Consider the following 22,062-nt stretch of genomic DNA (forward strand, 5'->3'; position numbering starts at 1 on the left):
ACCACCATCATCTGGTCTGGCGTGGTGTCTTTGATTGCTTACAAATTGGTTGACTTGGTGCTGGGTCTGCGCGTCAGCGAAGAAGAAGAACGCGAAGGTTTGGACATTAGCAGTCACGGCGAAACCGCTTACCACAGATAACTGCATTTAGAGCATAACTAACGCTACTGACAACCACCCGGTGAAAGCCGGGTGGTTTTTTTTCCCGACTTATGGTGAAGTCAGCGTGTTCCAGCAAGACAGCCTACGCATGGGCGCTATCGTCAGCTTCAGCAAGTTCACGCGGCACGATGCGACCCAATACACCAGCCATGGCAACGCGGGCATTTTCCGTGTCGTAGTGGGTTTGCAAATTGACCCAACTTTGCGCATCGGTGCCAAAGAACACGCTCAGGCGCAAGGCCGTGTCCACGGTGATGCCGCGCAATCCTTTGACAATTTCATTGATGCGCCGGGGAGGCACGTCAATGGCTTTGGCAAGCGCGTACTGGCTGATCCCCATGGGTTTGAGCCAGTCTTCCAGCAAGATCGTGCCGGGGTGTATCAAGGGAACTTCGCGAGGCATATCTTCGCTCCTTCAGTGGTAATCAACAATCTCAACGCGGTCGGCGTGTCCGCCTTCCAGCCACACAAAACACACACGCCACTGGCTATTGATGCGTATGCTGTGCTGGCCACGGCGGTTACCTTTCAAAGCTTCCAACATATTGCCTGGCGGCACGCGCAAGAATTCCAACGCAGTCGCGGCATTCAACTGTTGTAACTTGCGCAGCGCCACAGCTTCAAAGTTAACAAACCGAGCAATGCGCTTGCCCGCAAACAAAGCCGCTGTGTCGCTGCATTGAAAACTTTGAATCATGGAGAATAATAACGACGCTCGTTATTAAAGTCAAGCCATGCCATTTGTTATTTACGCTTTCCATGGCATGCAAAGACAGGACCAGCAACTCGCCGATCCAAGTTACAAATTCGGTGCGAGCAACCTCAGCAAATCTTTGTCAGACACGCCTTGCCGTTGTGACAAGTCGTGCACTTGATCGTCACCAATGCGGCCCACGTTGAAGTACTTGGCCTCTGGGTGGGCCAAGTAAAAACCGCTGACGCTGGCGGCCGGCGTCATGGCCAGGCTTTCGGTAAGAGTCATGCCAATATCTTGGCATTGCAGCAAATCGAACATCTGCTTTTTCACACTGTGGTCGGGGCAGGCGGGGTATCCGGGCGCGGGACGTATGCCTTGGTATTTTTCTTTGATCAACTCTTCATTGCTCAGGTGCTCATCTGATGCATAGCCCCACAGGTCACGCCTGACACGAGCGTGCATACATTCGGCAAACGCTTCGGCCAAACGATCGGCCAACGCTTTGAGCATGATGGCGCTGTAATCGTCATGGTCGTCCATGAAGTATTTCTCTTTGGCATCAACGCCCACGCCAGAAGTTACCGCAAACAAGCCCACGTAGTCCTTGTAACCGGTGGGGTTGCCGTTTGCATCTGTGAACGGTGCGACGAAGTCTGACAAACAACGGTTCGGGTTTTGCACGCCACCGTGTATCGGTTTTTCGGTTTGCTGACGCAGTCCATGCCAAGCAAGTACACGCTGCGTTCGTGTCTCATCGCTCCACAACACAATATCGTCCCCGACACTGTTGGCTGGATACAAACCGACCACGCCGTGCGCATTCAACCAGCGCCCCTCCACTAAGCGTTTCAACATGCGCTTGCCGTCGCTGAACACACGCTGCGCTTCAGTGCCGACCACTTCATCTTTCAATATCGCAGGAAACGGCCCAGCCAAATCCCAGGTCTGGAAAAACGGGCCCCAGTCAATATAGCTTTCCAGTTCTGCCAAATCAAAGTTTTTGAACACCCGTTTGCCAATGAAGCGCGGGCTGGCTATGGTGTAAGACGCCCAGTCCATCCAAGGTGCATTGGACCGTGCTTTAGCCAAGGGCAGCAGCGGGGTTTGTTTTTTGTTCGCGTGCTGCTCGCGCACCTTGGCATAGTCGATGTTCAGCTCTTCAATGTATTGCGCCGCCTGCTCGCTGAGCAATCCTTGTGCTACACCGACGCTGCGCGATGCGTCGGGCACATACACCACCGGCCCTTCGTAATGCGGCGCAATTTTCACCGCCGTATGCACGCGGCTACACGTAGCGCCACCGATCAACAAAGGAATCTTTCGCATGCGGAAATGGTCGTCCTTTTGCATCTCACTGGCGACATATTGCATCTCTTCCAAGCTAGGCGTGATGAGGCCAGACAAGCCAATGATGTCAGCGCCCTCTACCTTGGCCCTGGCCAAAATTTCATGACAAGGCACCATCACGCCCATATTAACCACGTCAAAATTGTTGCACTGAAGCACCACAGTGACAATGTTTTTACCAATGTCATGCACATCGCCTTTGACCGTGGCAATCACAATCTTGCCCTTTGTTTTCACTTCTTGTCCAGCCGCTTCCTGCTGGCGTTTTTCTTCTTCAATATAGGGAATCAAATGCGCAACGGCTTGCTTCATCACGCGCGCGCTTTTCACCACTTGAGGTAAAAACATCTTGCCTTGACCAAACAAATCACCGACGATGTTCATGCCATCCATCAACGGGCCTTCGATCACATGCAAAGGCCGACCACCCTGTGCCAGTGTGTCGCGGTAAGCCTCTTCGGTGTCCTCGGTGATGAAATCAGTGATGCCATGAACCAAGGCATGGCTTAGGCGTTGCGCTACTGTTATCGGCACTTCGGCGCTACCGCGCCAAGCCAGTTTGGTGCTGTCGTCGCGGGCAGCACCTTTGGCGTTGTCTGCAATCTCTATCAATCGCTCGCCTGGGCTCAAATGTTCTTGACCTTCTTTGTAGTGCGGCGTGCGATTTAAAACCACGTCTTCCACACGCTCGCGCAACACCGGTTCCAAGTCGTCGTACACACCGACCATGCCTGCATTCACAATGCCCATGTCCATGCCCGCTTGAATCGCGTGGTACAAAAACACGGTATGTATGGCTTCGCGCACCGGGTCATTGCCGCGAAAACTGAATGAGACATTTGACACACCGCCGCTCACCTTTGCGCCAGGCAGGTGGTGTTTGATCCAGCGCGTGGCCTCGATGAAATCCACTGCATAGTTGTCGTGTTCCTCGATACCGGTAGCAATCGCGAAAATATTCGGATCGAAGATGATGTCTTCCGGCGCAAATCCGACTTCATCCACCAATATGCGGTAAGCGCGTTCACAAATTTCAATTTTTCGTGCGTATGTATCGGCCTGGCCTTGCTCATCGAATGCCATCACGACCGTCGCCGCACCATAACGCTTGATCAACTTGGCCTGGCGTTTGAATTCATCCACGCCTTCTTTCATGCTGATGGAGTTCACAATGCCTTTGCCTTGAATGCAACGCAAACCGGCTTCGATCACCGACCACTTGGAGCTGTCGATCATGATGGGCACGCGTGCAATATCCGGCTCGGACGCAATCAAATTCAAGAACCTCACCATGGCTGATTGGCTGTCAAGCATGGCCTCGTCCATGTTGATGTCAATAATTTGTGCGCCGTTCTCTACTTGCTGGCGAGCGACAGCCAATGCTTGTTCATACTCCCCGTTCAAAATCATGCGAGCAAAGGCTTTGGAGCCGGTGACGTTGGTGCGCTCGCCGATGTTGACAAACGTAGCTTGGGGCTGCGCAATCAGAAGTTCTTGGAGCGCCTCATCGCCGCTTTCTTGGCCTGGCTGGCTGGAAGAAATCAAAACAGGCTCTAAGCCTGACAACTTCATGGGCGCAACGGTACGGGCAACGGTATTCATGGACTCACCTGGTGGATGCGAAACAGGTGAGCGTCGTTGCGAAAAATGGTCCCAAGCCTGGCTTCGAGGGAAGCTGCAACGCTCCTTGAGATATGCCCTATTCTAGGGTCTGCGCCGCCAGCCCTTGCCGCCACAGTTTTACACTAGCTATCCATGAACCATTTCATTCGACCCGAGCTACGGCCTTCATGGCTGGTGCTGCAACGCTTGTCAGAAACCAAGCCAGCGCATTTGCGCGAGTTGCTCAACGATACACAACGTCATCAACGCTTGCAGTTCAATGCGGCCGGACTGCGCCTGGACGCATCCTACCAATGCGTGAATGCCGAGGTGATGCAAGCATTGATGGGTCTGGCCGAAGATTCTGGTGTGCTGCCACAAGCGCATGCCATGTTCAGTGGTGAAAAAATCAATGTCACCGAAGACCGTGCAGTTTTGCATGTGGCGCTACGAGGCAGCGCACAGCAAGACCCGCCATGGGGCAAAGACATTTCAGCAGGCGTCGCGGCTGAGCTTGAGCGGTATTGCCGTTTTGCCGAACAACTTCGCGCGGGTGAGTGCCTAGGCTTTCAAGGCGAAGCCATCACCGATGTGGTGAATCTGGGCATTGGCGGTTCAGACTTGGGCCCGCGCATGGCCACAGAAGCACTGACACACTGGGACAGCACGGCGACGCACCCTGTGCGATTGCATTTCGTCTCCAATGTTGACGCTTGGAGTCTGGCAAACACATTGTCAGATTTACTTCCTGAACGCACCTTGTTTGTGGTCCAAAGCAAGTCATTCAGCACGCCAGAAACCATGTTGCTGTTGGATTCTGCATTACGCTGGCTGAAAGACGGCGGCTGTCCTGACAGTGAACGACACCATCATCTGGCTGCCGTCACATCCAAACCCACACTGGCAATAGCCAAAGGTATTTCTGCCAGCCAGTGCTTTGGTTTGTGGGATTGGGTGGGCGGCCGTTATTCGCTGTGGTCCGCCATCGGGCTGCCTTTGGTTGTGGCCATCGGCCGAGATGCTTATCAGCAAATGCTTGCCGGCGCGCATGCCATGGATACGCATTTTCTGCACTCGCCAGCTGCGCACAACATGCCCTTGGTGATGGCGTTGCTTGGTATTTGGAACCGCAACTTTTTAGGCCTGCCGACCCATCACATTGCGCCCTACCACTCTGCACTGGGCAAATTGGTGGCTTTTTTACAGCAACAAGACATGGAATCCAATGGCAAACGCGTGCATATGGATGGCAGTGAATGCACGGTTGCAACCGCGCCGGTTTTGTGGGGCGGGTTGGGCAATGACGGTCAACATGCCTACTTTCAGTTGATTCACCAAGGCAGCCAAAGGGTGCCGGTGGACTTCATCGGCGTTAGACAGTCTCACACCGATTTGCCTTATGCCCATGCACACCAACACATGGTGTTACTCAATATGCAAGCCCAGGCGCTTGCTCTTGCTGTCGGTCGCACCAATGCGCAGACGCATCAGTTATTGCTGAGCGAAGGCATGAGCGAAGCACATGCCGCCAGCCTTGTACCGCACCGCAGTTTCGCGGGCAACAGCCCAAGCAGCACCTTGTGGATGGAGCGTTTGACGCCTTTTAACCTTGGCTCACTCATTGCGCTGTATGAACACAAAGTATTTTGTCAAGCCGCCATCTGGGGCATTAATGCTTTCGATCAGTGGGGCGTAGAACTGGGCAAAACCATGGCTTTGGCCATCGAGCAAACCGATACCAGCCATTGAGCTTTTGAGCTTTTGAGCTTTTGAGCTTTTGACCATGCCTGTAGGCTATTGCCTTTTAAAGTAGGTTTTCAGTTTATTTGTCTTATTCAACGGCGCTTAGTGCATCACGCATTTCATTTGGCCAAAGCAAATTGCTTGTAACTCCCGCCAGCGTGAACACCGCGCGGCTGCAAAGGCATCACTGACTGTGCAATGGCGCTGATGTGTTCAGGCGTGGTGCCGCAACAGCCGCCCACGATATTGACCAAGCCCTCTGCCGCGAACTCATGCAGTAAGCGGCTGGTGACTTCTGGCGTTTCATCGAATCCTGTGTCGCTCATGGGATTGGGCAGACCCGCATTCGGATAGCAACTGATGAAAGTCTCGCCCGCCACCTTGGCCAATTCTTGGATATACGGCCGCATCAAAGCCGCACCCAAGGCGCAATTAAGCCCAATGGCCAAGGGCTTGGCGTGCCGCACACTGTGCCAAAAAGCGGTCACGGTCTGACCGCTCAATATACGCCCAGAAGCATCTGTGACAGTGCCGCTGATGATCAACGGCAGCCGCTCACCGCTGGCCTCAAAAAACTCATCAATGGCAAACAACGCCGCTTTGGCATTCAAGGTATCAAAAATGGTTTCTAGCAATAAAACATCTACACCGCCTTCGACCAGCGCCTGTACCTGCTCGAGGTAAGCCACCCTTAATTCCTCGAAATGGATGTTGCGCGCGCCAGGGTCATTCACATCCGGACTGATACTGGCGGTTTTAGGGGTCGGCCCCAGTGCGCCAACCGCAAACCTGGGTTTTTCAGGTGTAGAGAACTTGTCGCAAGCGGCGCGAGCGATCTGTGCCGAGGCCTTGTTCATTTCTATGGCCAGTTCGGCCATGTCGTAATCGGCTTGGGCGATGGTGGTAGCGCCGAAGGTGTTTGTTTCAATCAAGTCTGCGCCGGCAGCCAGGTAGCCTTCATGGATATCTCGAATGATGTCTGGTCGGGTCAGGCTGAGTAATTCGTTATTGCCTTTAACGTCGCGGGGAAAGTCCTTGAAACGGTCATATTGACTGCCCGCGCCACTGTGACCCTGGCCTCGGTATTGGGCTTCGTTAAGTTTGAACCGCTGAATCATGGTGCCCATGGCGCCATCAAGAATGGCGATACGCTGCTGCAAAATAGCGGGCAAGGCATCCCCACGGGTGTAATGGACTTGGTCGGTGGTGGTCATCTGATCGTTGGCCTTCAAAACTGAGAGTTTGCGCAAAGCTACGGTGGTTATTTGCAAGCTTAAACCGGTATTTTCACTGACAGTTTAAGGTCAGGTCCATTGTTTTAGAATACAAAGCTGTAATGAACCCAAGGTATCACCATGTCAGAACATAACCCTGCTGAAAACTCCACAGATGTCGTGGAGTCGATTGTCCCTTTGATGCCCATCGTTTTGCCTATAGGCGGCGCTTTACTTATTTTCATGTTGGCTTTCATTGCTGTCTTCATGGCTTGATTGTTTTCAACTATTCGAAAATACATTTCATTTTTTTAAAACGCCTGTGGGCGTTTTTTTACATACAGGTACTTTGGGGACCTCCGAGCTAAATCCCTAGCAAAAACATTCCTAAAATACCATCCCCGTTCTCAATCAAAGGATTGAGGTCAGCACCTCGAAGCGGGATGCTGGCCTTAATTTTTTGAATGAGGAGTGTCAGATGAATTCACCCGCTTATGTCAAGCACACACGGCTCAAAACCTGGGTCGACGACATGGTTGCCTTGTGCAAACCAGAACACGTCTATTGGTGCGACGGCAGCCAAGAAGAGTACCAGCGCTTATGCCAGCAATTGGTTGATGCAGGCACCTTCCAAAAACTCAATCCGGCCAAACGTCCGAATTCTTTTCTGGCCTGCTCTGACCCTAGCGACGTGGCTCGGGTAGAAGATCGCACTTACATTTGTTCCGAGAAAAAGGATGAAGCGGGTCCCACCAACAATTGGATGGCACCGGACGAGATGCGCCGCACCCTGAAGCCCTTGTTTGACGGCTGCATGAAAGGACGCACCATGTACGTGGTCCCGTTCAGCATGGGTCCGCTGGGTTCTCCCATCGCACACATTGGCATTGAACTGTCCGACAGTGCTTATGTCGCGGTTAACCAACGCATCATGACCCGCATGGGTCGGGCTGTGTTTGACATTTTGGGCGAAGACGGCGATTTCGTCCCGTGTGTTCACACGGTAGGCGCACCTTTGAGCGCCGGACAAAAAGACGTTCCTTGGCCTTGCAACAGCACCAAATACATCGTGCATTACCCACAAACCCGCGAAATCTGGTCATATGGCTCGGGTTATGGCGGTAATGCACTGCTTGGGAAAAAATGTTTTGCGCTGCGCATCGCCTCCAACATGGGTCGCGACCAGGGATGGCTGGCAGAACACATGCTGATTCTGGGTTTGACCAGCCCACAAGGCAAAAAATACCATGTCGCCGCTGCTTTTCCTAGCGCTTGCGGAAAAACCAATTTCTCCATGCTGGTTCCTCCCGCTGGTTTTGACGGCTGGAAGGTCACAACCATTGGCGACGATATCGCCTGGATCAAGCCGAGTCCCCACGGCGAACTCCGCGCCATCAATCCCGAAGCTGGCTATTTCGGCGTTGCACCTGGTACCAATTTCCACACCAACCCCAATTGCATGGCCAGCCTCGACAAAAACGTGATTTTCACCAATGTGGCTTTGACCGATGACGGCGACGTATGGTGGGAAGGCATGGAAAAAGACAGCGGCCATTTGCCCGATCACTTGATTGACTGGCAAGGCAGAGATTGGACGCCAGCGATTGCCAAGGAAACCGGTGCCAAGGCAGCGCACCCAAACGCACGTTTTACTGTGGCTGCCACCAATAACCCTGCGTTGGACAACGCTTGGGACGATGCCAACGGCGTCAAGCTTGATGCGTTTATCTTCGGCGGGCGTCGCTCGACCACCGTCCCCTTGGTCACGCAAGCGCGTAATTGGACCGAAGGTGTTTACATGGCGGCGACCATGGGCTCAGAAACCACGGCAGCAGCAGCCGGTCAGCAAGGTGTGGTTCGACGCGATCCTTTTGCCATGCTGCCGTTCATGGGCTACAACATGAGCGATTATTTTCAACATTGGCTCAACATGGGCGAGCAGCTGACCTCCCAAGGTGCGCAATTGCCTGCCATTTTTTGCGTGAACTGGTTTCGCAAAGGCGACGACGGAAAGTTTGTCTGGCCGGGTTATGGCGAAAACATGCGTGTTCTCAAATGGATGATCGATCGCATTGAAGGCGCGGCCAAGGGACGGGAAAATGTATTTGGCATCAGCCCGGTTTACGAAGAAATCAATTGGACAGGGTTAGCGTTTAGCGCAGCCCAATTCCAAGCCGTCACACATATCGACAAAGCTGCATGGCAGGAGGAATTGAAATTGCATGAGGTGTTATTCACGCAATTGGCTTATCACTTGCCTAATGCGTTGACCGAAACCAAAAACGCCTTGTCTCTGCGCTTAGAAGCTTGATCACAAGCCTTGTTTCTAAACGGTTGAGCCTGTTTTTGTTTATACGATTCAACTGAAAATATTCACATGCGTATGTCGGATGTAAGTGCTGAGCAGCAACAATGGGAAAACCACTTCTCGCCGCAACGTACGCTGCGTTGTTTCAGCCATAGACCACACAGCCTTCACAGCTTGCTTGAACACGCTGTGCTTTCCCAGCCGGATCGCACCGCATTGGTCTGTGGCAACACGCGTCTGAGTTACCGCGAGTTGAACCTGCAAGTCGGACAACTGGCCGCGGGTTGGCATACCTTGGGGGTGCGAACGGGTGATCGCATTGCTTTGCTTCTGAGCAACCGCATCGAATTTGTACTGTGTTTGATGGCTGCTGCCCGCCTGGGTGCTGTCACAGTCCCCCTCAGTATTCGGGAACAAACACCTGGACTCCATTACATGTTGTCCCATTGCGCAGCAGTCATGCTGGTACACGACGCTGCATTGTCCTCTGTGGTGCCCGCCAAAGAAACATTGCCCGACATGCGGTGGCAAGTCAGTGTCGAAAACTATCCACAAAGTATCGACCTCTACAGCCTGATGCCAAGCACACCTTTGTCCAAGGTTGCCGCCGTGAGCGAAGAAGACACGGCTGTCATTTTGTACACCTCTGGTACCACGGGAAAACCAAAGGGCGCCATGTTGAGTCACTTGGGGATAGTGCATTCATGTATCCACTACCAATTGGGTATGGGCTTGGATGCAGACGCTGTCGCGATTGCCGCCGTACCGCTGAGCCATGTCACTGGGCTCGTTGCCTTGGTCACAACTTTATTGCATGTGGCTGGCACGTTGGTGATATTGCCTACATTCAAAGCTGCGCATTTTTTAAAGGTGGCACAACAGGAAAAAATGACGCATACCATCATGGTGCCTGCCATGTACAACCTGTGTCTGTTACAGCCTGAATTTGAGCAAATGGATCTCCACCATTGGCGCGTGGGCGCTTATGGTGGCGCTCCTATGCCAGTTGCCAGCATTGAAGCCTTGGCCCGTACGCTGCCCCATCTGTTACTGATGAATTGCTACGGCGCAACAGAAACCACATCGCCCGCCACCATGATGCCTGCTGGCATGACTGCGAGTCACCATGACACCGTCGGTCAACCCGTGGTCTGTGCCGAGATACAGGTGGTGAACGACGAAGGTCACCCTGTACCCGTTGGTGACCAAGGCGAGATCTGGATCAAAGGGCCTATGGTGGTTGCCGGTTACTGGAATAACCCGCAAGCCACGGCCAATGAGTTTGTCAATGGCTACTGGAAATCAGGTGATATCGGCAGTTTGGATGCACAAGGCTATGTTCGTATTCTGGACCGCAAAAAGGATATGCTGAACCGAGGCGGTTACAAAATATATGGCATTGAGGTTGAAAATACCTTGTATCAGCATCCCGCCGTGGCTGAATGTGCCATTGTCGGGAAACCATGCCCTGTATTGGGTGAACGTGTTCATGCGTTTGTGAGTTTGCGCCACGCAGCCAGCGCAGATGAATTGATACTTTTTTGCAGCACCCGTTTGTCTGCGGAAAAAGTACCTGAAAGTTTCACCTTCAGCAACGAACCCTTGCCACGCAATGCCAACGGTAAATTAATGAAACGCCAGATGCGAGAGACATTGTTGACTTCATTGATTGGTTAAGCACAGGTTATTGAGGCGCGTCTGATTCATCATTCTTATTTTTCAGACCAAGCTTTTCACGCTGTGTTTATGCCAGCCAGTGTTTGTGCGAGAAGCACATATTGCTGTACCGGCACTTCTTCGGCGCGACGTTGCACATCAAATTCCCCCGCATAGCCACGCTCGTTCAACCATTTTCCTAAGGTATGTCTGAGCAATTTACGCCGCTGACTGAAAGCAACCTGTACCATCTCGCTCAGCAATTGCTCATTGACGGAGGTTACCTTTGCGTGCGGACACATGCGTACCACCGCACTGTCAACCCTTGGCGGCGGATCAAACGCTTGGGGTTTGACCAGCAACACCATCTCCATGTCATAGCGCCATTGCAACATCACGCTCAATCGACCGTAATGTGCGGTTGAAGGTGCTGCCACCATGCGCTCTACCACCTCTTTTTGCAACATAAAGTGCTGGTCTTTGACCACAGCTACATGCGATAACAAATGAAAAAGAATGGGGGTGGAAATGTTGTAGGGGAGGTTACCAACGACGCGCAACCGCTGATGGTTAAGGCTGGCTGACAATTCAGTGAAGTCCACCTTCAGCACATCTGATTCAATGACTGTGAGTTGTGAATGCGTACGCAATCGCTTGGCCAAATCACGGTCTAATTCAATCACATGCATATGACCCAAACGTTCAACCAGCGGTTGCGTCATGGCAGCCAGTCCCGGACCAATTTCCACCATGCAGTCGCCGGGCTCAGGCGAAATCGTTTGGACAATCTGATCTATGACTGCGTGGTCGGTCAAAAAATGTTGACCAAAGCGTTTACGTGGCTGATGGTGCGCCATCAGTCTGGCAGGTATTTATTGTGGCGGGTCACGGTATTCCACGTAAGCACGGCCGCGCATTTCACGTTCCCAATTTTTCATGGTTTCATCGAACTTGCGTTCACGCAAAATATTGCGTGCCAAGTCTTGTTTATCACGTATGGACAACGGCGCTTCTCGTCGCTCTAACACTTCGATCAAATGCACACCAAACCGTGAGACCAGCGGATCACTGATTTCGCCCGGGTTCAAACTGTCCATGACTTTTTCAAACTCGGGCACCATGGTGCCAGGATTGGCCCAGCCCAAATCTCCGCCTTGAGTCGCACTTCCATCTTGAGAATACAGTTTGGCCAATTCTGCAAAACTGGCTTTACCGTTTTCAATTTGTTTTCTGTAGCCTGCCAACTGTGCGCGTGCCGCATCTTGGCTCAGCTGATTACCGGGGCGCAACAAAATATGTCTGGCATGGGTTTGCGTCAGGGTTGAAGGTAATTCATTGGCTGATTTACGCTCTAATAATTTCAAAATGTGAAACCCTGCGCCGGACCGAATCGGGCCAGCCAAACCACCTACGGCCAAGGGAATGACCGCTTCCACAAACAAAGTCGGGTATCTGTCTGGGCTGCGCAATCCAAGCTGGCCGCCATTGACGCGATCTGGCGCTTGTGAAAACTCGGCGGCTAATTTTCCAAAATCAGCACCTGATTTGGCTTGTCGCAATAACTCGTTGGCTTTGTTGAATCCCTGTGTGACTTCACTGGCATCGGCCTTGTCTGGCAAGGCAATCAAGATATGTGCAATATGAATATCTGACTTGCTGGTATCCTCGGCCTTGCTGCTTTCCAGTAAGAACGCCTCAACCTCTTGGTCTTGGATTTTGATGCGGCTCGTTACCTCTCTCTCACGTACCCGTTGCAACATCAATTGACGTTTAATCTGGTTACGGTACCGCTCCCATCCAATGCCTTGAGACATCAGACGATTTTTCATTTCTTCAACCGTAATTTGGTTGCGCTGTGCCGTGTTGTTTATAGCCAGTTGCAATTCTTCTGGAGAAATTTGAATATTGATTTGTCTTGCAATTTGTAACTGCGCAGATTCATTGATCAGATTTTCCAGTGCTTCGCGCAATAAATTTTCACGCCCGATCTTATTGGCGGCCGGGTCCACCATAGATGCCAAATTATTCACCTCTAAATTGGTGATGGGCTCGTTATCCACGACAGCGACAATATAGTCTAATGATTTGAGTACGTCGTCCAATGGCTCAATGGTGATCAAGCCTGAGGGCCTGCGCAAATTCAAACGCTCAGAAGAACCATTGGGAGAAACCGGTTTAACCAATTGTGCGTTCGCGCACAACACGGTTGCTGACAAACAAACAAGACAAAATACTCGCATAGTAAAACGAAAAGCTGGACACATAGGGTCAATCATATTGAGCAAATGGGCTGGGTGAAAACCTGAAGGATTCACGCAGATTCTGATAACGGGAAATATTTTCTTTGGCTGAGTTCATGCTGCCAACCCCAAGGCGGGAAAAGTCATTGAATTCCAATTGGAACATCAAACTGGTCGTGGCCGTTGACAATGTCAGTTGTGTGCGTTGCAATGCAAATCGGCTGACCCAGCATCCTGCATCGTATTCCACGCCGAACATAGATTCAACCAGCCTTTGTTCCAATAAGCTGAAGTTCAATTTGCCTATGCTGTAGAGTTTGCCTGCGCCCAATCCTTGACCTTGCTGTTTGTCTACGCCGTAATCGCGCCACAAGTCATTGATTGGCCACTGCCAGCTTACATCAACCACTTCGGATGACTCGCGTTGGTAACGGTAGGACGCATTGACCACACGGTAGCCACTGGGGTTGTATCGCACCCCAAAAGATTTTCTTTCTGTGCGATTGTCTTCATTGTTGTAATCCAATAAGCTATCGAGTGTGATGCGAGGCGTCAAATACATGCTGGCACCAGCCAATATGTCACTGTTTCCGCTTTTTGATGCAGATGTAGTTGGCGTCAATTGCACGTTCTGGTCACTGAACCTGTAGCGCTGTGCCAGTCCAAATCTGGCGCCTTCAGCACCCGTTTTCGGGTTAATGAATCTGGAGGTCGCGCCCAAGGTCAATGTATGAGAATCAGAAAACCGGTCTTGTCCTGAAAATGTGTTTTCGGTAAATACAGAAGCAAAATTGAAGTCGTTTGCGCCTGTATCAAAATTCGGTAAATCACTTTGGTAACGGTAAGGTGTTTTGACATAAAAACCCCGTGGTTCTAAGGTTTGTACCCAATTCAATCCCATCAAGGAAATGGGCCTCTCCAAAGTGGCGCCTGTGTCCAGGCTGAACGATGGAACCACCACGGCGTTTGTATCCGTACCTACAGACTTATTGAAAGTCCCGTAATACGTTTCGTCGTACTGGTATTGGCGCGCGTTCAGCAAGACCTTGGGTGTGATGTATCCGTAAGGTGTGATGAAAGGCCTGCTGAGTTGGTTGTTCACCACCATGCGCACACCATTGGGCTGGTAGCAATAAGCACTGCTTGAATAAAATGAACAGTAAAAATTGCGGTCAACGGTGAAGTGGGTCAATTCACTGTTGACGGTCCAATCAAACCCGCCCATGTCTGGGCGCAAATAATTGACATTGATTTGTGGCAATTTATCGTAGGAAGGCGCAATTGCCGTACTGGCGTCAGTGCCTTGTAAAGTCTGTATTTTGGTCACGCTGAAACTGGTTGACCATCTGCCGTAAGCCCAGCCAACACTGGCTGAGTTCGTCAGTGCGCGTTGAACCAGTGGATCGGTTGGGACGGTTGTGAAGTCTTTCCAGTAGTTGCTGTCGCTGACGCGATTGATATTCAGTGTCAAGCCTATGGGCTGGGTGGCATTGGGTAGGCCCATGTGCTGGTAACTCACGCCCCACCTTGAAGTATGTCGCAACTCGTCTGTGGGCATCACGTCAAGGCGAGCTACTCCCCTGAAAGGGGGTTGCGGTTCTTTTCTTTCCAAATACCTGAACTCATTGCTGAACAGCACACCTCGCTGCGTCATCGGTGTGGTGGTGATGGTCATATCTCGGTTGGGCGCAATATTCCAATAATAGGGAAGACTCATCTCTACGCCACCCAGGTTATTGATATAAAAGGTGGGCGGTAAAAAACCGGAATGTCTTTCACTGTTGAGCGGGAAACTGAAATAAGGGGCAGCCAATATAGGCACGCCGTAAAACATCAATTGACCGTTGGTGGCGATACCTTCATTTTCATCTTGGTCAAAACTGATCCGATCGGCTTTCATGAACCAGTCCGGTAACCAGTCTGGTCCAGGTTTACGTTTGCAAGTACTGAAAGTGGCTTGGGTGGCATAGGCTTTTTTGTCATTCAAGAATTGCATACGTTCAGCTTTTCCCACACCATTGCCTCGTAAAAAGAAAAAGGTCGGGTCTAACATATAGCCATCCATTGCATCAAGTTGCATTTCCAACTCACTGCCTGTAAAACGGTTGCCGGCACGGTTGATATAGACATTGCCCGTCGCCTTTACCAAGTCGCTGGGTTGGTAATAATCTATCCGTTCAGCTCTGATCAATGTGTTTCCACGGCGAATTTCAACCTCCCCTTGCATCTGAATGTCAATATCGCTGCGTCCGCCTATTCTTTGTGCATGGATATAGCTTGGAAATTTTTGCTGCGCAGTGACGTTATTGTTTTTGTTTAAATCACTGCTCTGCTTAAGTACGAGTGGCTTTGTCGGTTCAAGGCGGCCGTCTGCATCATGGGAAGGTTCGGTAGATTGATCCAGACTTTGTAAAGCGTCTGTGGTTGTCAACCATGGTGTTTGCGCTTGCGCCAAGCTTGCTACAACGCTTAATAAGCAAACGCTGAGTGAACACCTCAACAAAGAAAAAGACAGGCACATGGGGGCTTCGGGCGCAGTCAAAGCGCTGTTTGTAGAATTTAGATTATCCATGAGCACAACCCCGCCCGATTCCAGCGCTGTTTTATCTGTTTCCGCTGCTGTCCACGCCTTAGGCTGGGACCAGCTTGAGCGTGAGCTTGCCTTTTGTCGTTGGTTACAAACCAATGCATTGCAGCATGATTTTTACCCTGAAAGTGTGCAAACAGCCAGCGCCGATGCGAGTTTCAGGCGATACTTTCGCGTCATAGGTAAAAACCGCTCTTTGATAGTGATGGACGCGCCGCCCAAGAAAGAAAACAGCCAGCCCTTTGTCACTATTGCCGCTTTATTTGCGTCTGCAGGTTTAAAGGTTCCTCAGATCTTTGATTGGGATCAAGCACATGGATTCATGCTGCTAGCAGATTTAGGCACTCAAACCATGATGCAAGTGGTGTCCTCTTGCGATTCAGACACCCGGTCATCTTTATTTAACCAAGCCACTGACTCCTTGGTATTGCTCCAATCTTCTTCCACGCCGGGTTTATTGCCGCCCTACAACCATGCTTTGCTGCGGCGAGAGCTAGACTTGTTTCCCGAATGGTATGTTTCTCAGTACAAGCAATATGCGCTATCCAACGAACAACTCAACAAGCTTCACTTGGTATTTGAGCAACTGATTGCATTCAACTTGGCGTCCCCCATGGTGTTTGTTCATCGCGACTTCATGCCGCGTAATCTGATGGTGGCCGACCACGGCGATGACTTGCGCTTAGGTGTTCTTGATTTTCAGGACGCCGTATACGGTCCCGTGACTTACGACATTGCCAGCTTAATGCGTGATGCCTTTATCAGCTGGGAAGAAGATTTTTGTTTGGACACGACTGTTCGGTACTGGGAAAAAGCCCGCAAAGCAGGCTACTTAAACCATGAGGATTGGCACAGTGACTTTGGCGCTTTTTATAAAGCTGTTGAATGGATGGGCCTGCAACGCCACCTCAAAGTCGCTGGTATTTTTGCCCGTTTGAGTTTGCGCGATGGAAAAGCTAAGTACTTGGCTGATACGCCACGTTTCATAGGGTATATGCGCGCCACTTGCAGCAGATACCGTGAGCTCTTTCCATTGTCACGTCTGTTGGACCAGATAGAGGGCCAAAGTTCTGCCGTTGGCTTTGCTTTTGGCCGGGTTTAGCAGCGGTGGTTAGAGTATTTTTCAACTCGCCTTTAAAGTCTGAGCAGGTTTACCGACTTTGCGATGATGCGGCGCGTCATGTGCAAGTGTTGCGCATGCAACCAGGTATGTTGCTAGATGTGTTCAATGGCCTAGGCGGGTCTTACCGCGCGATCATTGAAGACATGGGTAAACACAGCGTGACTGTTAAGGTTTTATCCTTTAATTCGACAGACTATCCCCCTGCTTGTCAAAGCCATTTGGTGATTGGCATGCCTGCCAATGAACGCATGGATTGGTTGATTGAAAAGGCCACCGAGTTGGGTGTGACGCGCATCACGCCCTTAATGACTCAGCGTACGGTGTTGAAATTGCATGGTGAGCGCGGCATCAAAAGGCAGCAACACTGGATGGGTATCGCTCAATCAGCCTGCGCTCAAAGCGGTCGAAACCAATTGCCGCTGATTGATATTCCGGTCTCTTGGTCTGATTGGCTGACTTCCCCGCCATCGAATCCTGGTCTTCGCATGGTTTTATCGCTTTCAAGCGGGTTACCTTCTTGGCGTGATGTGTGGCTCATACCGCCTAGCCATTTGACATTGCTCAGCGGTCCAGAAGGGGGATTGACGCCTGAAGAAGAAGCTCAAGCTTTGTCTATGGGTTTCAAGGCCGTCTCACTCGGCCCTATGACTTTGCGGGCCGAGACTGCTGCCATCGTTGTTTTAGCCCAATTACTTTGAGCTACTTTTTTTTAAACCTGATTTAAAACTCTTACATTTCACTTTCACTGTATCGTTTATCTAACCATTGAATCATTTTTTGAAATACCAAATGCTTTTCTGGATCATTGAAAATCTCGTGGTACATGACATTGAAACATTGGCTTTGAACGTAATGTGTGGAAGCATTTTTTATAAACGCTGTACTTCCTTGCGGATTGACCAATTTGTCTTGTCCCGCGTAAAGTAATAAAGCTGGCATTTTCCATTCGGATGCTTGCGCTACGGCTAGCAGCCCCTGCTGAATAATCCAAGAAGCCAAGCCAGCAGAAATTTGTTTGTGAACCAGTTTGTCTTCCTTGTAATCTCGTACCACCTGGGCATCTCGGGCTAACCAATTCAGTTTCAATCCATTATCAACACGCAAATGGGGAAACCATTTGGGTAAAGTTGCCAATAATATTTTTTGTATGGGGTTGGTGAATGCAGCCAGCGCAGGTGAGCTCATGATGATGGCATCGACTCCCGGTATGTTGTCTGCGACGGCTCTTTGAACCACCAAACCACCCATGCTGTGACCCAATAAAACCAGTGGCGAGGAAGCATTTTCTTGCTTATGCATCATCACGACGCGCTTTAAGTCATCGACCAGTTGTCCAGATGCCGCCATGTCGCCGCGAACACCTGTGGATAAGCCATGGCCTACATGGTCATACCCTGAAACGGCATAACCTGCTTGATTCAGCGCTAATGCTACATGGGTGTATCGCCCCATGTGTTCACCTAAGCCATGAACCATGATCACATGTGCTTTGGGCGTATTTACCGGCTTGGGCCACTCATAAAAAGCAATGGTGTTCTCACCTAACGTTATTTTTTTTATGTCAGGTTTAAAAATATAAGGTGCAGTCATCGTGTTCTTTTGTTCCCATGTTTATCTGCCGTCAGTTGAAAGACAGCGGTTGTTGCCCTGAGATTAGGTATCCATCGCACAATGTTTTCTTCATTCAAACCAAAAGAGGCTTTTACGTGTAATTTCTTTTTTCGGGTGAGTGCTTGAAAGTCGGCAAAAGTACCCACGCGGATATTTGGTGTGTCATACCATTCGAAAGGCATTTTTCGAGTCACAGGCATGCGTCCTGCCAGCACACTCCACCTGTTAAACCAATGCGCAAAATTGGGAAATGTAATGATGCCCATTTTTCCCACTCTCAAGGTTTCCATCAACATGGTTTCCGCATTTCTTAAGTTTTGCAACGTATCAATTTGCAGCACGACATCAAAACTTTGGTCTGCAAAGATGCTGAGTCCTTGATCTAAATTGAGTTGTATGACGTTCACACCTCGTTTGACACAAGCGGCTATATTGTCATCATTGATCTCTACCCCGTATCCGGTACATCCACGGTTTGTTTGTAAATAGCTCAGTAAGCTGCCATCTCCGCATCCTAAATCCAGCACTCTGCTGCCATAAGGAACCATGTCTGCCAATGTTTGTATCACGGCTTTATTACTCATATGCACTCTCCCGCCGCTTTATTGATGCGTTCAAAGTACAAACGGACAATATTGAGATAGCGCGGATCATCTAATAAAAATGCGTCATGACCGTGTGGCGCATCAATTTCTGCATAACTGACATCGCGTTGATTGTTGATCAATGCTTGAACCATTTCTCGGCTTCTTGCAGGTGCAAAGCGCCAGTCGGTGGTGAAACTCACCATCAAGAATTTCGCCTTGGCCTGCGCCAGCGCCGCGCTCAAGTTGTGATCAAATTCTTTGGCGGGGTCAAAGTAATCCAGAGCGCGGGTGATGAGTAAATAAGAATTGGCATCGAAGTAGTCGCTAAATTTTTCACCTTGGTACCGCAAATAACTCTCTATTTGAAATTCAATGTCCAAAGTGCTGTATTTGAATGCTTCGCCACTTTGCAGTGTTCGTCCAAATTTTATGTTCATCACATCGTCACTTAAATAGGTGATGTGCCCCAGCATGCGCGCAATACGTAATCCTCTTTTGGGAACCACTTTATGCTCATAAAAATGACCCTCATGGAAATCAGGGTCCGTGGTGATGGCACGTCGCGCCACTTCATTGAATGCAATATTTTCAGCATTCAAATTGGGTGCACTTGCTATCACCACAGCATGCCTGACACGGTCTGGGTACTGCAAACTCCAACTTAGCGCCTGCATACCACCCAGACTGCCTCCCATGACTGCAGCCAACTGATCAATGCCCAATACATCTAGCAAACGTGCTTGTACGTTCACCCAATCTTCTACTGTGACAACAGGAAAATCTGCGCCATACGTCTTTCCAGTGAGGGGGTTGGTGTGCATGGGGCCTGTTGAACCAAAGCAGGATCCTGGATTGTTGACGCCAATGACAAAAAACCGGTTGGTATCCACTGGTTTGCCTGGTCCAATCATGTTGTCCCACCAACCTTCGCTTTTACCGATATTTTGATAACTTCCCGCCACATGGTGTGATGCATTCAGCGCATGACAGATCAACACTGCGTTGTTTTTTTCTGCATTTAACTCGCCATATGTTTCATAAACCAAATGGTAATTTGACAAACGTCCACCACTCTTGAGCGGCAAGGGTTGGTCAAATTGCATGGTTTGTGGTGTAACTATCAATGGCATGACTGTTCCGGCATTGCTAAAAACGCAAGCGGTTGGCATGACGTGTTTAGCTGTACTTGTTAAAGCGCCCGCAAGCGATGGCAAATCGGCGCTGTCTTTTCATGAGTATAACCAAGCGTACATTTTTGACTTCACTTCTTCATTTTTCCCATTTGCTATTTTTTTAATCAGCATCGCAGCTACCGCTTTGGTGCGTTATTTGCTTCAAGTTGGTGCGCGGGCATAATTCGTTTAAATATGCCCTTTTTTGTTCATATTTCACCAGGAGCGAGCATGGACGCACTTAAACAGGGCGCAGACGCTTTGTTCATCTTACTTGGCGCTGTGATGGTATTTGCCATGCATGCAGGTTTTGCATTTTTAGAACTTGGTACTGTGCGACAAAAAAATCAGGTCAATGCTTTAGTGAAGATACTGGTTGATTTCAGTATTTCTACTGTTGTTTATTTTTTGCTTGGTTACTCCGTAGCGTATGGCACCGATTTTTGGGTGAATGCATCGGTACTGTCCGAGCGTAACGGCTATGACTTGGTGAAGTTTTTCTTTCTGCTGACCTTTGCTGCTGCCATCCCTGCGATTGTTTCAGGCGGTATCGCCGAACGTGCCCGTTTTTTTCCTCAGCTGATAGCCACCGCAGTGATTGTTGGTTTGATTTATCCACTGTATGAGGGCATGGTATGGAACCAGCATTTCGGTTTTCAGGCTTGGCTTTTGAGCAAAACAGGTGCAGAGTTCCATGATTTCGCCGGCTCCGTCGTTGTGCATGCGGTTGGTGGTTGGATTGCCCTGCCTGCCGTAATTTTGCTGGGCGCACGCAGCAATCGCTATCGCAAAGACGGCGCCATTTCGGCTCACCCCCCTTCTAGTATTCCTTTTCTGGCTTTAGGTGCATGGGTTTTATGCGCAGGCTGGTTTGGCTTTAATGTCATGAGCGCTCAAACCTTAGACAAAATTTCTGGGCTGGTGGCCGTCAATAGTTTGATGGCCATGGTCGGCGGTACGCTGGCCGCGTTGTGGCTGGGGAAAAATGATCCAGGGTTTGTGCATAACGGCCCCCTTGCTGGTTTGGTTGCCGTTTGTGCAGGTTCTGATGTGATGCATCCTATTGGCGCCTTGATGGTGGGCGCTGTCGCAGGCGCTTTATTTGTTTATATGTTCACGCTCACCCAAAACCGCTGGAAGATCGATGATGTCTTAGGTGTCTGGCCCTTACACGGTTTATGTGGGACTTGGGGCGGTTTGGCGGCAGGTATTTTTGGCAGTACAACGCTAGGCGGCATAGGAGGCGTCAGTTTGACTGCTCAAGCGATCGGAACTTTGGCAGGTGTTGTCTGGGCTTTTCTCAGCTCCTACTTTTTATACGCCTTGATCAAATGGATTTGGGGTCTGCGGCTAAGCCAAGAAGAAGAGTTCGAGGGCGCAGATATGAGTATTCATAAGATCAGTTCCAGTCCTGACCGTGAGACAAGTTGGTGAATATTGTCGTTTTTTAGGGTTTTCATGCATTTACTGGGTGTAAATACCTGTTCGTTTATCCCCAATATGTTTAATAATGGTAATAACTGTCACTCACTTTCGAGTAAGTGCGCAGTGTGCGGGTGATAGGTTAGTTTCGCTTCTTGACTTTCGTGGACAGGTGCAATCGGGACTCCATCGCTTTTTTATTCGTTTTTATGGAGTCCCTGAATGGGCAACAAACTGTACGTTGGCAATCTGCCTTATTCCGTTCGCGATGGCGATCTGGAACAATCTTTTGGTCAATTCGGCACTGTCACCAGTGCCAAAGTCATGATGGAGCGAGACACAGGTCGTTCTAAAGGCTTTGGTTTCGTGGAAATGGCTTCTGATGCTGAGGCCCAAGCGGCCATCAGCGGCATGAACGGTCAACCTTTGGGTGGTCGCAGCCTGGTGGTCAATGAAGCACGTCCTATGGAGCCGCGCCCCCCACGCAGTGGTGGCGGTGGTGGTGGCGGTTATGGCGGCGGCGGTGGCGGTTATGGCGGCGGCGGCGGCGGTGGTGGTTATGGCCTGTCTCTTATACACATCTGACGCTGC

Annotated in this window: 18 protein-coding genes, 2 pseudogenes and 1 riboswitch; of the genes and pseudogenes, 10 read left to right on the plus strand and 10 right to left on the minus strand. The window is 50.4% G+C overall.

The features are described 5' to 3' along the window. A pseudogene (locus tag AC9UG7_RS07805) lies at window positions 1-141 on the plus strand (ammonium transporter); the annotation flags it as partial. 103 nt (window positions 142-244) lie between these two features. On the opposite strand, the gene AC9UG7_RS07810 reads toward AC9UG7_RS07805, so the two are convergent. The 3 genes from AC9UG7_RS07810 to metH form a co-directional block, all read right to left on the minus strand. After that, window positions 245-565 carry a HigA family addiction module antitoxin gene (locus AC9UG7_RS07810; protein WP_509586287.1) on the minus strand — a complete coding sequence of 107 codons (321 nt, stop codon included), beginning with the start codon at window positions 563-565 and terminating at the stop codon, window positions 245-247. Between the two features lie 12 nt (window positions 566-577). Then, window positions 578-859, minus strand: coding sequence for a type II toxin-antitoxin system RelE/ParE family toxin (locus AC9UG7_RS07815; RefSeq protein ID WP_509586289.1), 282 nt, complete (start codon window positions 857-859; stop codon window positions 578-580). 102 nt (window positions 860-961) lie between these two features. Next, entirely contained in the window at window positions 962-3,808 is a 2,847-nt protein-coding gene (gene metH, locus AC9UG7_RS07820) for a methionine synthase (RefSeq protein WP_509586291.1), read from the minus strand. A 21-nt stretch (window positions 3,809-3,829) separates the two neighbouring features. Then, a riboswitch (S-adenosyl-L-homocysteine riboswitch) is annotated at window positions 3,830-3,901 on the minus strand. 60 nt (window positions 3,902-3,961) lie between these two features. Between metH and pgi the strand changes: the two genes are divergently transcribed. Beyond that, window positions 3,962-5,557 (plus strand): glucose-6-phosphate isomerase, encoded by a 1,596-nt coding sequence (pgi, locus tag AC9UG7_RS07825; protein ID WP_509586293.1) that lies wholly within the window; start codon window positions 3,962-3,964, stop codon window positions 5,555-5,557. Window positions 5,558-5,670: 113 nt separating this feature from the next. On the opposite strand, the gene AC9UG7_RS07830 is transcribed toward pgi, so the two are convergent. After that, a complete protein-coding gene (locus AC9UG7_RS07830) occupies window positions 5,671-6,765 on the minus strand; it encodes a homocysteine S-methyltransferase family protein (protein WP_509586320.1) in 1,095 nt (364 codons plus the stop codon). A 141-nt stretch (window positions 6,766-6,906) separates the two neighbouring features. On the opposite strand from AC9UG7_RS07830, the gene AC9UG7_RS07835 reads away from it, so the two are divergent. The 3 genes from AC9UG7_RS07835 to AC9UG7_RS07845 all read left to right on the plus strand — a co-directional run bounded on the left by AC9UG7_RS07835 (window position 6,907) and on the right by AC9UG7_RS07845 (window position 10,750). Continuing rightward, the gene (locus AC9UG7_RS07835; protein WP_509586295.1) at window positions 6,907-7,041 is read left to right on the plus strand and encodes a hypothetical protein; all 135 of its coding nucleotides are present in this window, start codon (window positions 6,907-6,909) and stop codon (window positions 7,039-7,041) included. Between the two features lie 202 nt (window positions 7,042-7,243). After that, window positions 7,244-9,076: a phosphoenolpyruvate carboxykinase (GTP) gene (locus AC9UG7_RS07840; RefSeq protein WP_509586297.1), complete on the plus strand. Its 1,833-nt coding sequence runs from the start codon at window positions 7,244-7,246 to the stop codon at window positions 9,074-9,076. A gap of 66 nt (window positions 9,077-9,142) precedes the next feature. Next, on the plus strand, window positions 9,143-10,750 hold the full coding sequence (locus AC9UG7_RS07845) for a class I adenylate-forming enzyme family protein (RefSeq protein ID WP_509586299.1): 1,608 nt from the start codon (window positions 9,143-9,145) through the stop codon (window positions 10,748-10,750). Window positions 10,751-10,806: 56 nt separating this feature from the next. Here AC9UG7_RS07845 and rsmA read toward each other — a convergent pair whose 3' ends face one another. From rsmA to AC9UG7_RS07860, 3 genes are all read right to left on the minus strand, one after another. Next, the gene (gene rsmA / locus AC9UG7_RS07850) at window positions 10,807-11,586 is read right to left on the minus strand and encodes a 16S rRNA (adenine(1518)-N(6)/adenine(1519)-N(6))-dimethyltransferase RsmA (protein ID WP_509586301.1); all 780 of its coding nucleotides are present in this window, start codon (window positions 11,584-11,586) and stop codon (window positions 10,807-10,809) included. Window positions 11,587-11,601: 15 nt separating this feature from the next. Continuing rightward, on the minus strand, window positions 11,602-12,933 hold the full coding sequence (locus AC9UG7_RS07855) for a peptidylprolyl isomerase (protein ID WP_509586303.1): 1,332 nt from the start codon (window positions 12,931-12,933) through the stop codon (window positions 11,602-11,604). Between the two features lie 64 nt (window positions 12,934-12,997). Beyond that, window positions 12,998-15,541: an LPS-assembly protein LptD gene (locus AC9UG7_RS07860; protein ID WP_509586305.1), complete on the minus strand. Its 2,544-nt coding sequence runs from the start codon at window positions 15,539-15,541 to the stop codon at window positions 12,998-13,000. Between AC9UG7_RS07860 and AC9UG7_RS07865 the strand changes: the two genes are divergently transcribed. After that, a complete protein-coding gene (locus tag AC9UG7_RS07865; RefSeq protein ID WP_509586307.1) occupies window positions 15,540-16,658 on the plus strand; it encodes an aminoglycoside phosphotransferase family protein in 1,119 nt (372 codons plus the stop codon). The two genes, AC9UG7_RS07860 and AC9UG7_RS07865, sit on opposite strands and share 2 nt — an antisense overlap. Window positions 16,659-16,663: 5 nt before the next feature. Next, entirely contained in the window at window positions 16,664-17,377 is a 714-nt protein-coding gene (locus tag AC9UG7_RS07870) for a 16S rRNA (uracil(1498)-N(3))-methyltransferase (RefSeq protein WP_509586309.1), read from the plus strand. Between the two features lie 31 nt (window positions 17,378-17,408). On the opposite strand, the gene AC9UG7_RS07875 is transcribed toward AC9UG7_RS07870, so the two are convergent. From AC9UG7_RS07875 to metX, 3 genes are read right to left on the minus strand one after another with little or no spacing between them, the layout of a single operon-like run. Then, window positions 17,409-18,269: an alpha/beta hydrolase gene (locus AC9UG7_RS07875; RefSeq protein WP_509586311.1), complete on the minus strand. Its 861-nt coding sequence runs from the start codon at window positions 18,267-18,269 to the stop codon at window positions 17,409-17,411. Further along, window positions 18,266-18,874 (minus strand): methionine biosynthesis protein MetW, encoded by a 609-nt coding sequence (metW, locus tag AC9UG7_RS07880; protein ID WP_509586313.1) that lies wholly within the window; start codon window positions 18,872-18,874, stop codon window positions 18,266-18,268. Before metW ends, AC9UG7_RS07875 begins: the two co-directional genes overlap by 4 nt. After that, window positions 18,871-20,007, minus strand: coding sequence for a homoserine O-succinyltransferase MetX (metX, locus tag AC9UG7_RS07885; protein ID WP_509586315.1), 1,137 nt, complete (start codon window positions 20,005-20,007; stop codon window positions 18,871-18,873). Before metX ends, metW begins: the two co-directional genes overlap by 4 nt. Between metX and AC9UG7_RS07890 the strand changes: the two genes are divergently transcribed. The 3 genes and pseudogenes from AC9UG7_RS07890 to rbp form a co-directional block, all read left to right on the plus strand. Further along, window positions 20,006-20,233, plus strand: a complete 228-nt coding sequence (locus AC9UG7_RS07890; protein WP_509586317.1) for a hypothetical protein — start codon at window positions 20,006-20,008, stop codon at window positions 20,231-20,233. The two genes, metX and AC9UG7_RS07890, sit on opposite strands and share 2 nt — an antisense overlap. Before the next feature lie 47 nt (window positions 20,234-20,280). Further along, complete coding sequence (locus tag AC9UG7_RS07895; protein WP_509586319.1) at window positions 20,281-21,483, plus strand: ammonium transporter; 1,203 nt, start codon at window positions 20,281-20,283, stop codon at window positions 21,481-21,483. Window positions 21,484-21,693: 210 nt separating this feature from the next. After that, a pseudogene (gene rbp / locus AC9UG7_RS07900) lies at window positions 21,694-22,035 on the plus strand (RNA-binding regulator); the annotation flags it as partial. Between the last annotated feature and the right edge of the window lie 27 nt (window positions 22,036-22,062).

Origin of the sequence: Limnohabitans sp., assembly GCF_046052765.1 — a bacterium.
Taxonomy (GTDB): Bacteria; Pseudomonadota; Gammaproteobacteria; order Burkholderiales; family Burkholderiaceae_C; genus Limnohabitans.

Excerpts from the sequence above, each read along its gene's own strand:
- AC9UG7_RS07865 (WP_509586307.1), top strand. The coding sequence starts at position 15,540 with ATGAGCACAACCCCGCCCGATTCCAGCGCTGTTTTATCTGTTTCCGCT.
- pgi (WP_509586293.1), top strand. The coding sequence starts at position 3,962 with ATGAACCATTTCATTCGACCCGAGCTACGGCCTTCATGGCTGGTGCTG.
- AC9UG7_RS07810 (WP_509586287.1), bottom strand. The coding sequence starts at position 565 with ATGCCTCGCGAAGTTCCCTTGATACACCCCGGCACGATCTTGCTGGAA.
- AC9UG7_RS07860 (WP_509586305.1), bottom strand. The coding sequence starts at position 15,541 with ATGGATAATCTAAATTCTACAAACAGCGCTTTGACTGCGCCCGAAGCC.
- AC9UG7_RS07890 (WP_509586317.1), top strand. The coding sequence starts at position 20,006 with ATGACTGTTCCGGCATTGCTAAAAACGCAAGCGGTTGGCATGACGTGT.
- AC9UG7_RS07875 (WP_509586311.1), bottom strand. The coding sequence starts at position 18,269 with ATGACTGCACCTTATATTTTTAAACCTGACATAAAAAAAATAACGTTA.
- AC9UG7_RS07895 (WP_509586319.1), top strand. The coding sequence starts at position 20,281 with ATGGACGCACTTAAACAGGGCGCAGACGCTTTGTTCATCTTACTTGGC.
- AC9UG7_RS07835 (WP_509586295.1), top strand. The coding sequence starts at position 6,907 with ATGTCAGAACATAACCCTGCTGAAAACTCCACAGATGTCGTGGAGTCG.
- rsmA (WP_509586301.1), bottom strand. The coding sequence starts at position 11,586 with ATGGCGCACCATCAGCCACGTAAACGCTTTGGTCAACATTTTTTGACC.
- metW (WP_509586313.1), bottom strand. The coding sequence starts at position 18,874 with ATGAGTAATAAAGCCGTGATACAAACATTGGCAGACATGGTTCCTTAT.
- metH (WP_509586291.1), bottom strand. The coding sequence starts at position 3,808 with ATGAATACCGTTGCCCGTACCGTTGCGCCCATGAAGTTGTCAGGCTTA.
- AC9UG7_RS07840 (WP_509586297.1), top strand. The coding sequence starts at position 7,244 with ATGAATTCACCCGCTTATGTCAAGCACACACGGCTCAAAACCTGGGTC.
- AC9UG7_RS07830 (WP_509586320.1), bottom strand. The coding sequence starts at position 6,765 with ATGACCACCACCGACCAAGTCCATTACACCCGTGGGGATGCCTTGCCC.
- metX (WP_509586315.1), bottom strand. The coding sequence starts at position 20,007 with ATGCCATTGATAGTTACACCACAAACCATGCAATTTGACCAACCCTTG.
- AC9UG7_RS07845 (WP_509586299.1), top strand. The coding sequence starts at position 9,143 with ATGCGTATGTCGGATGTAAGTGCTGAGCAGCAACAATGGGAAAACCAC.
- AC9UG7_RS07815 (WP_509586289.1), bottom strand. The coding sequence starts at position 859 with ATGATTCAAAGTTTTCAATGCAGCGACACAGCGGCTTTGTTTGCGGGC.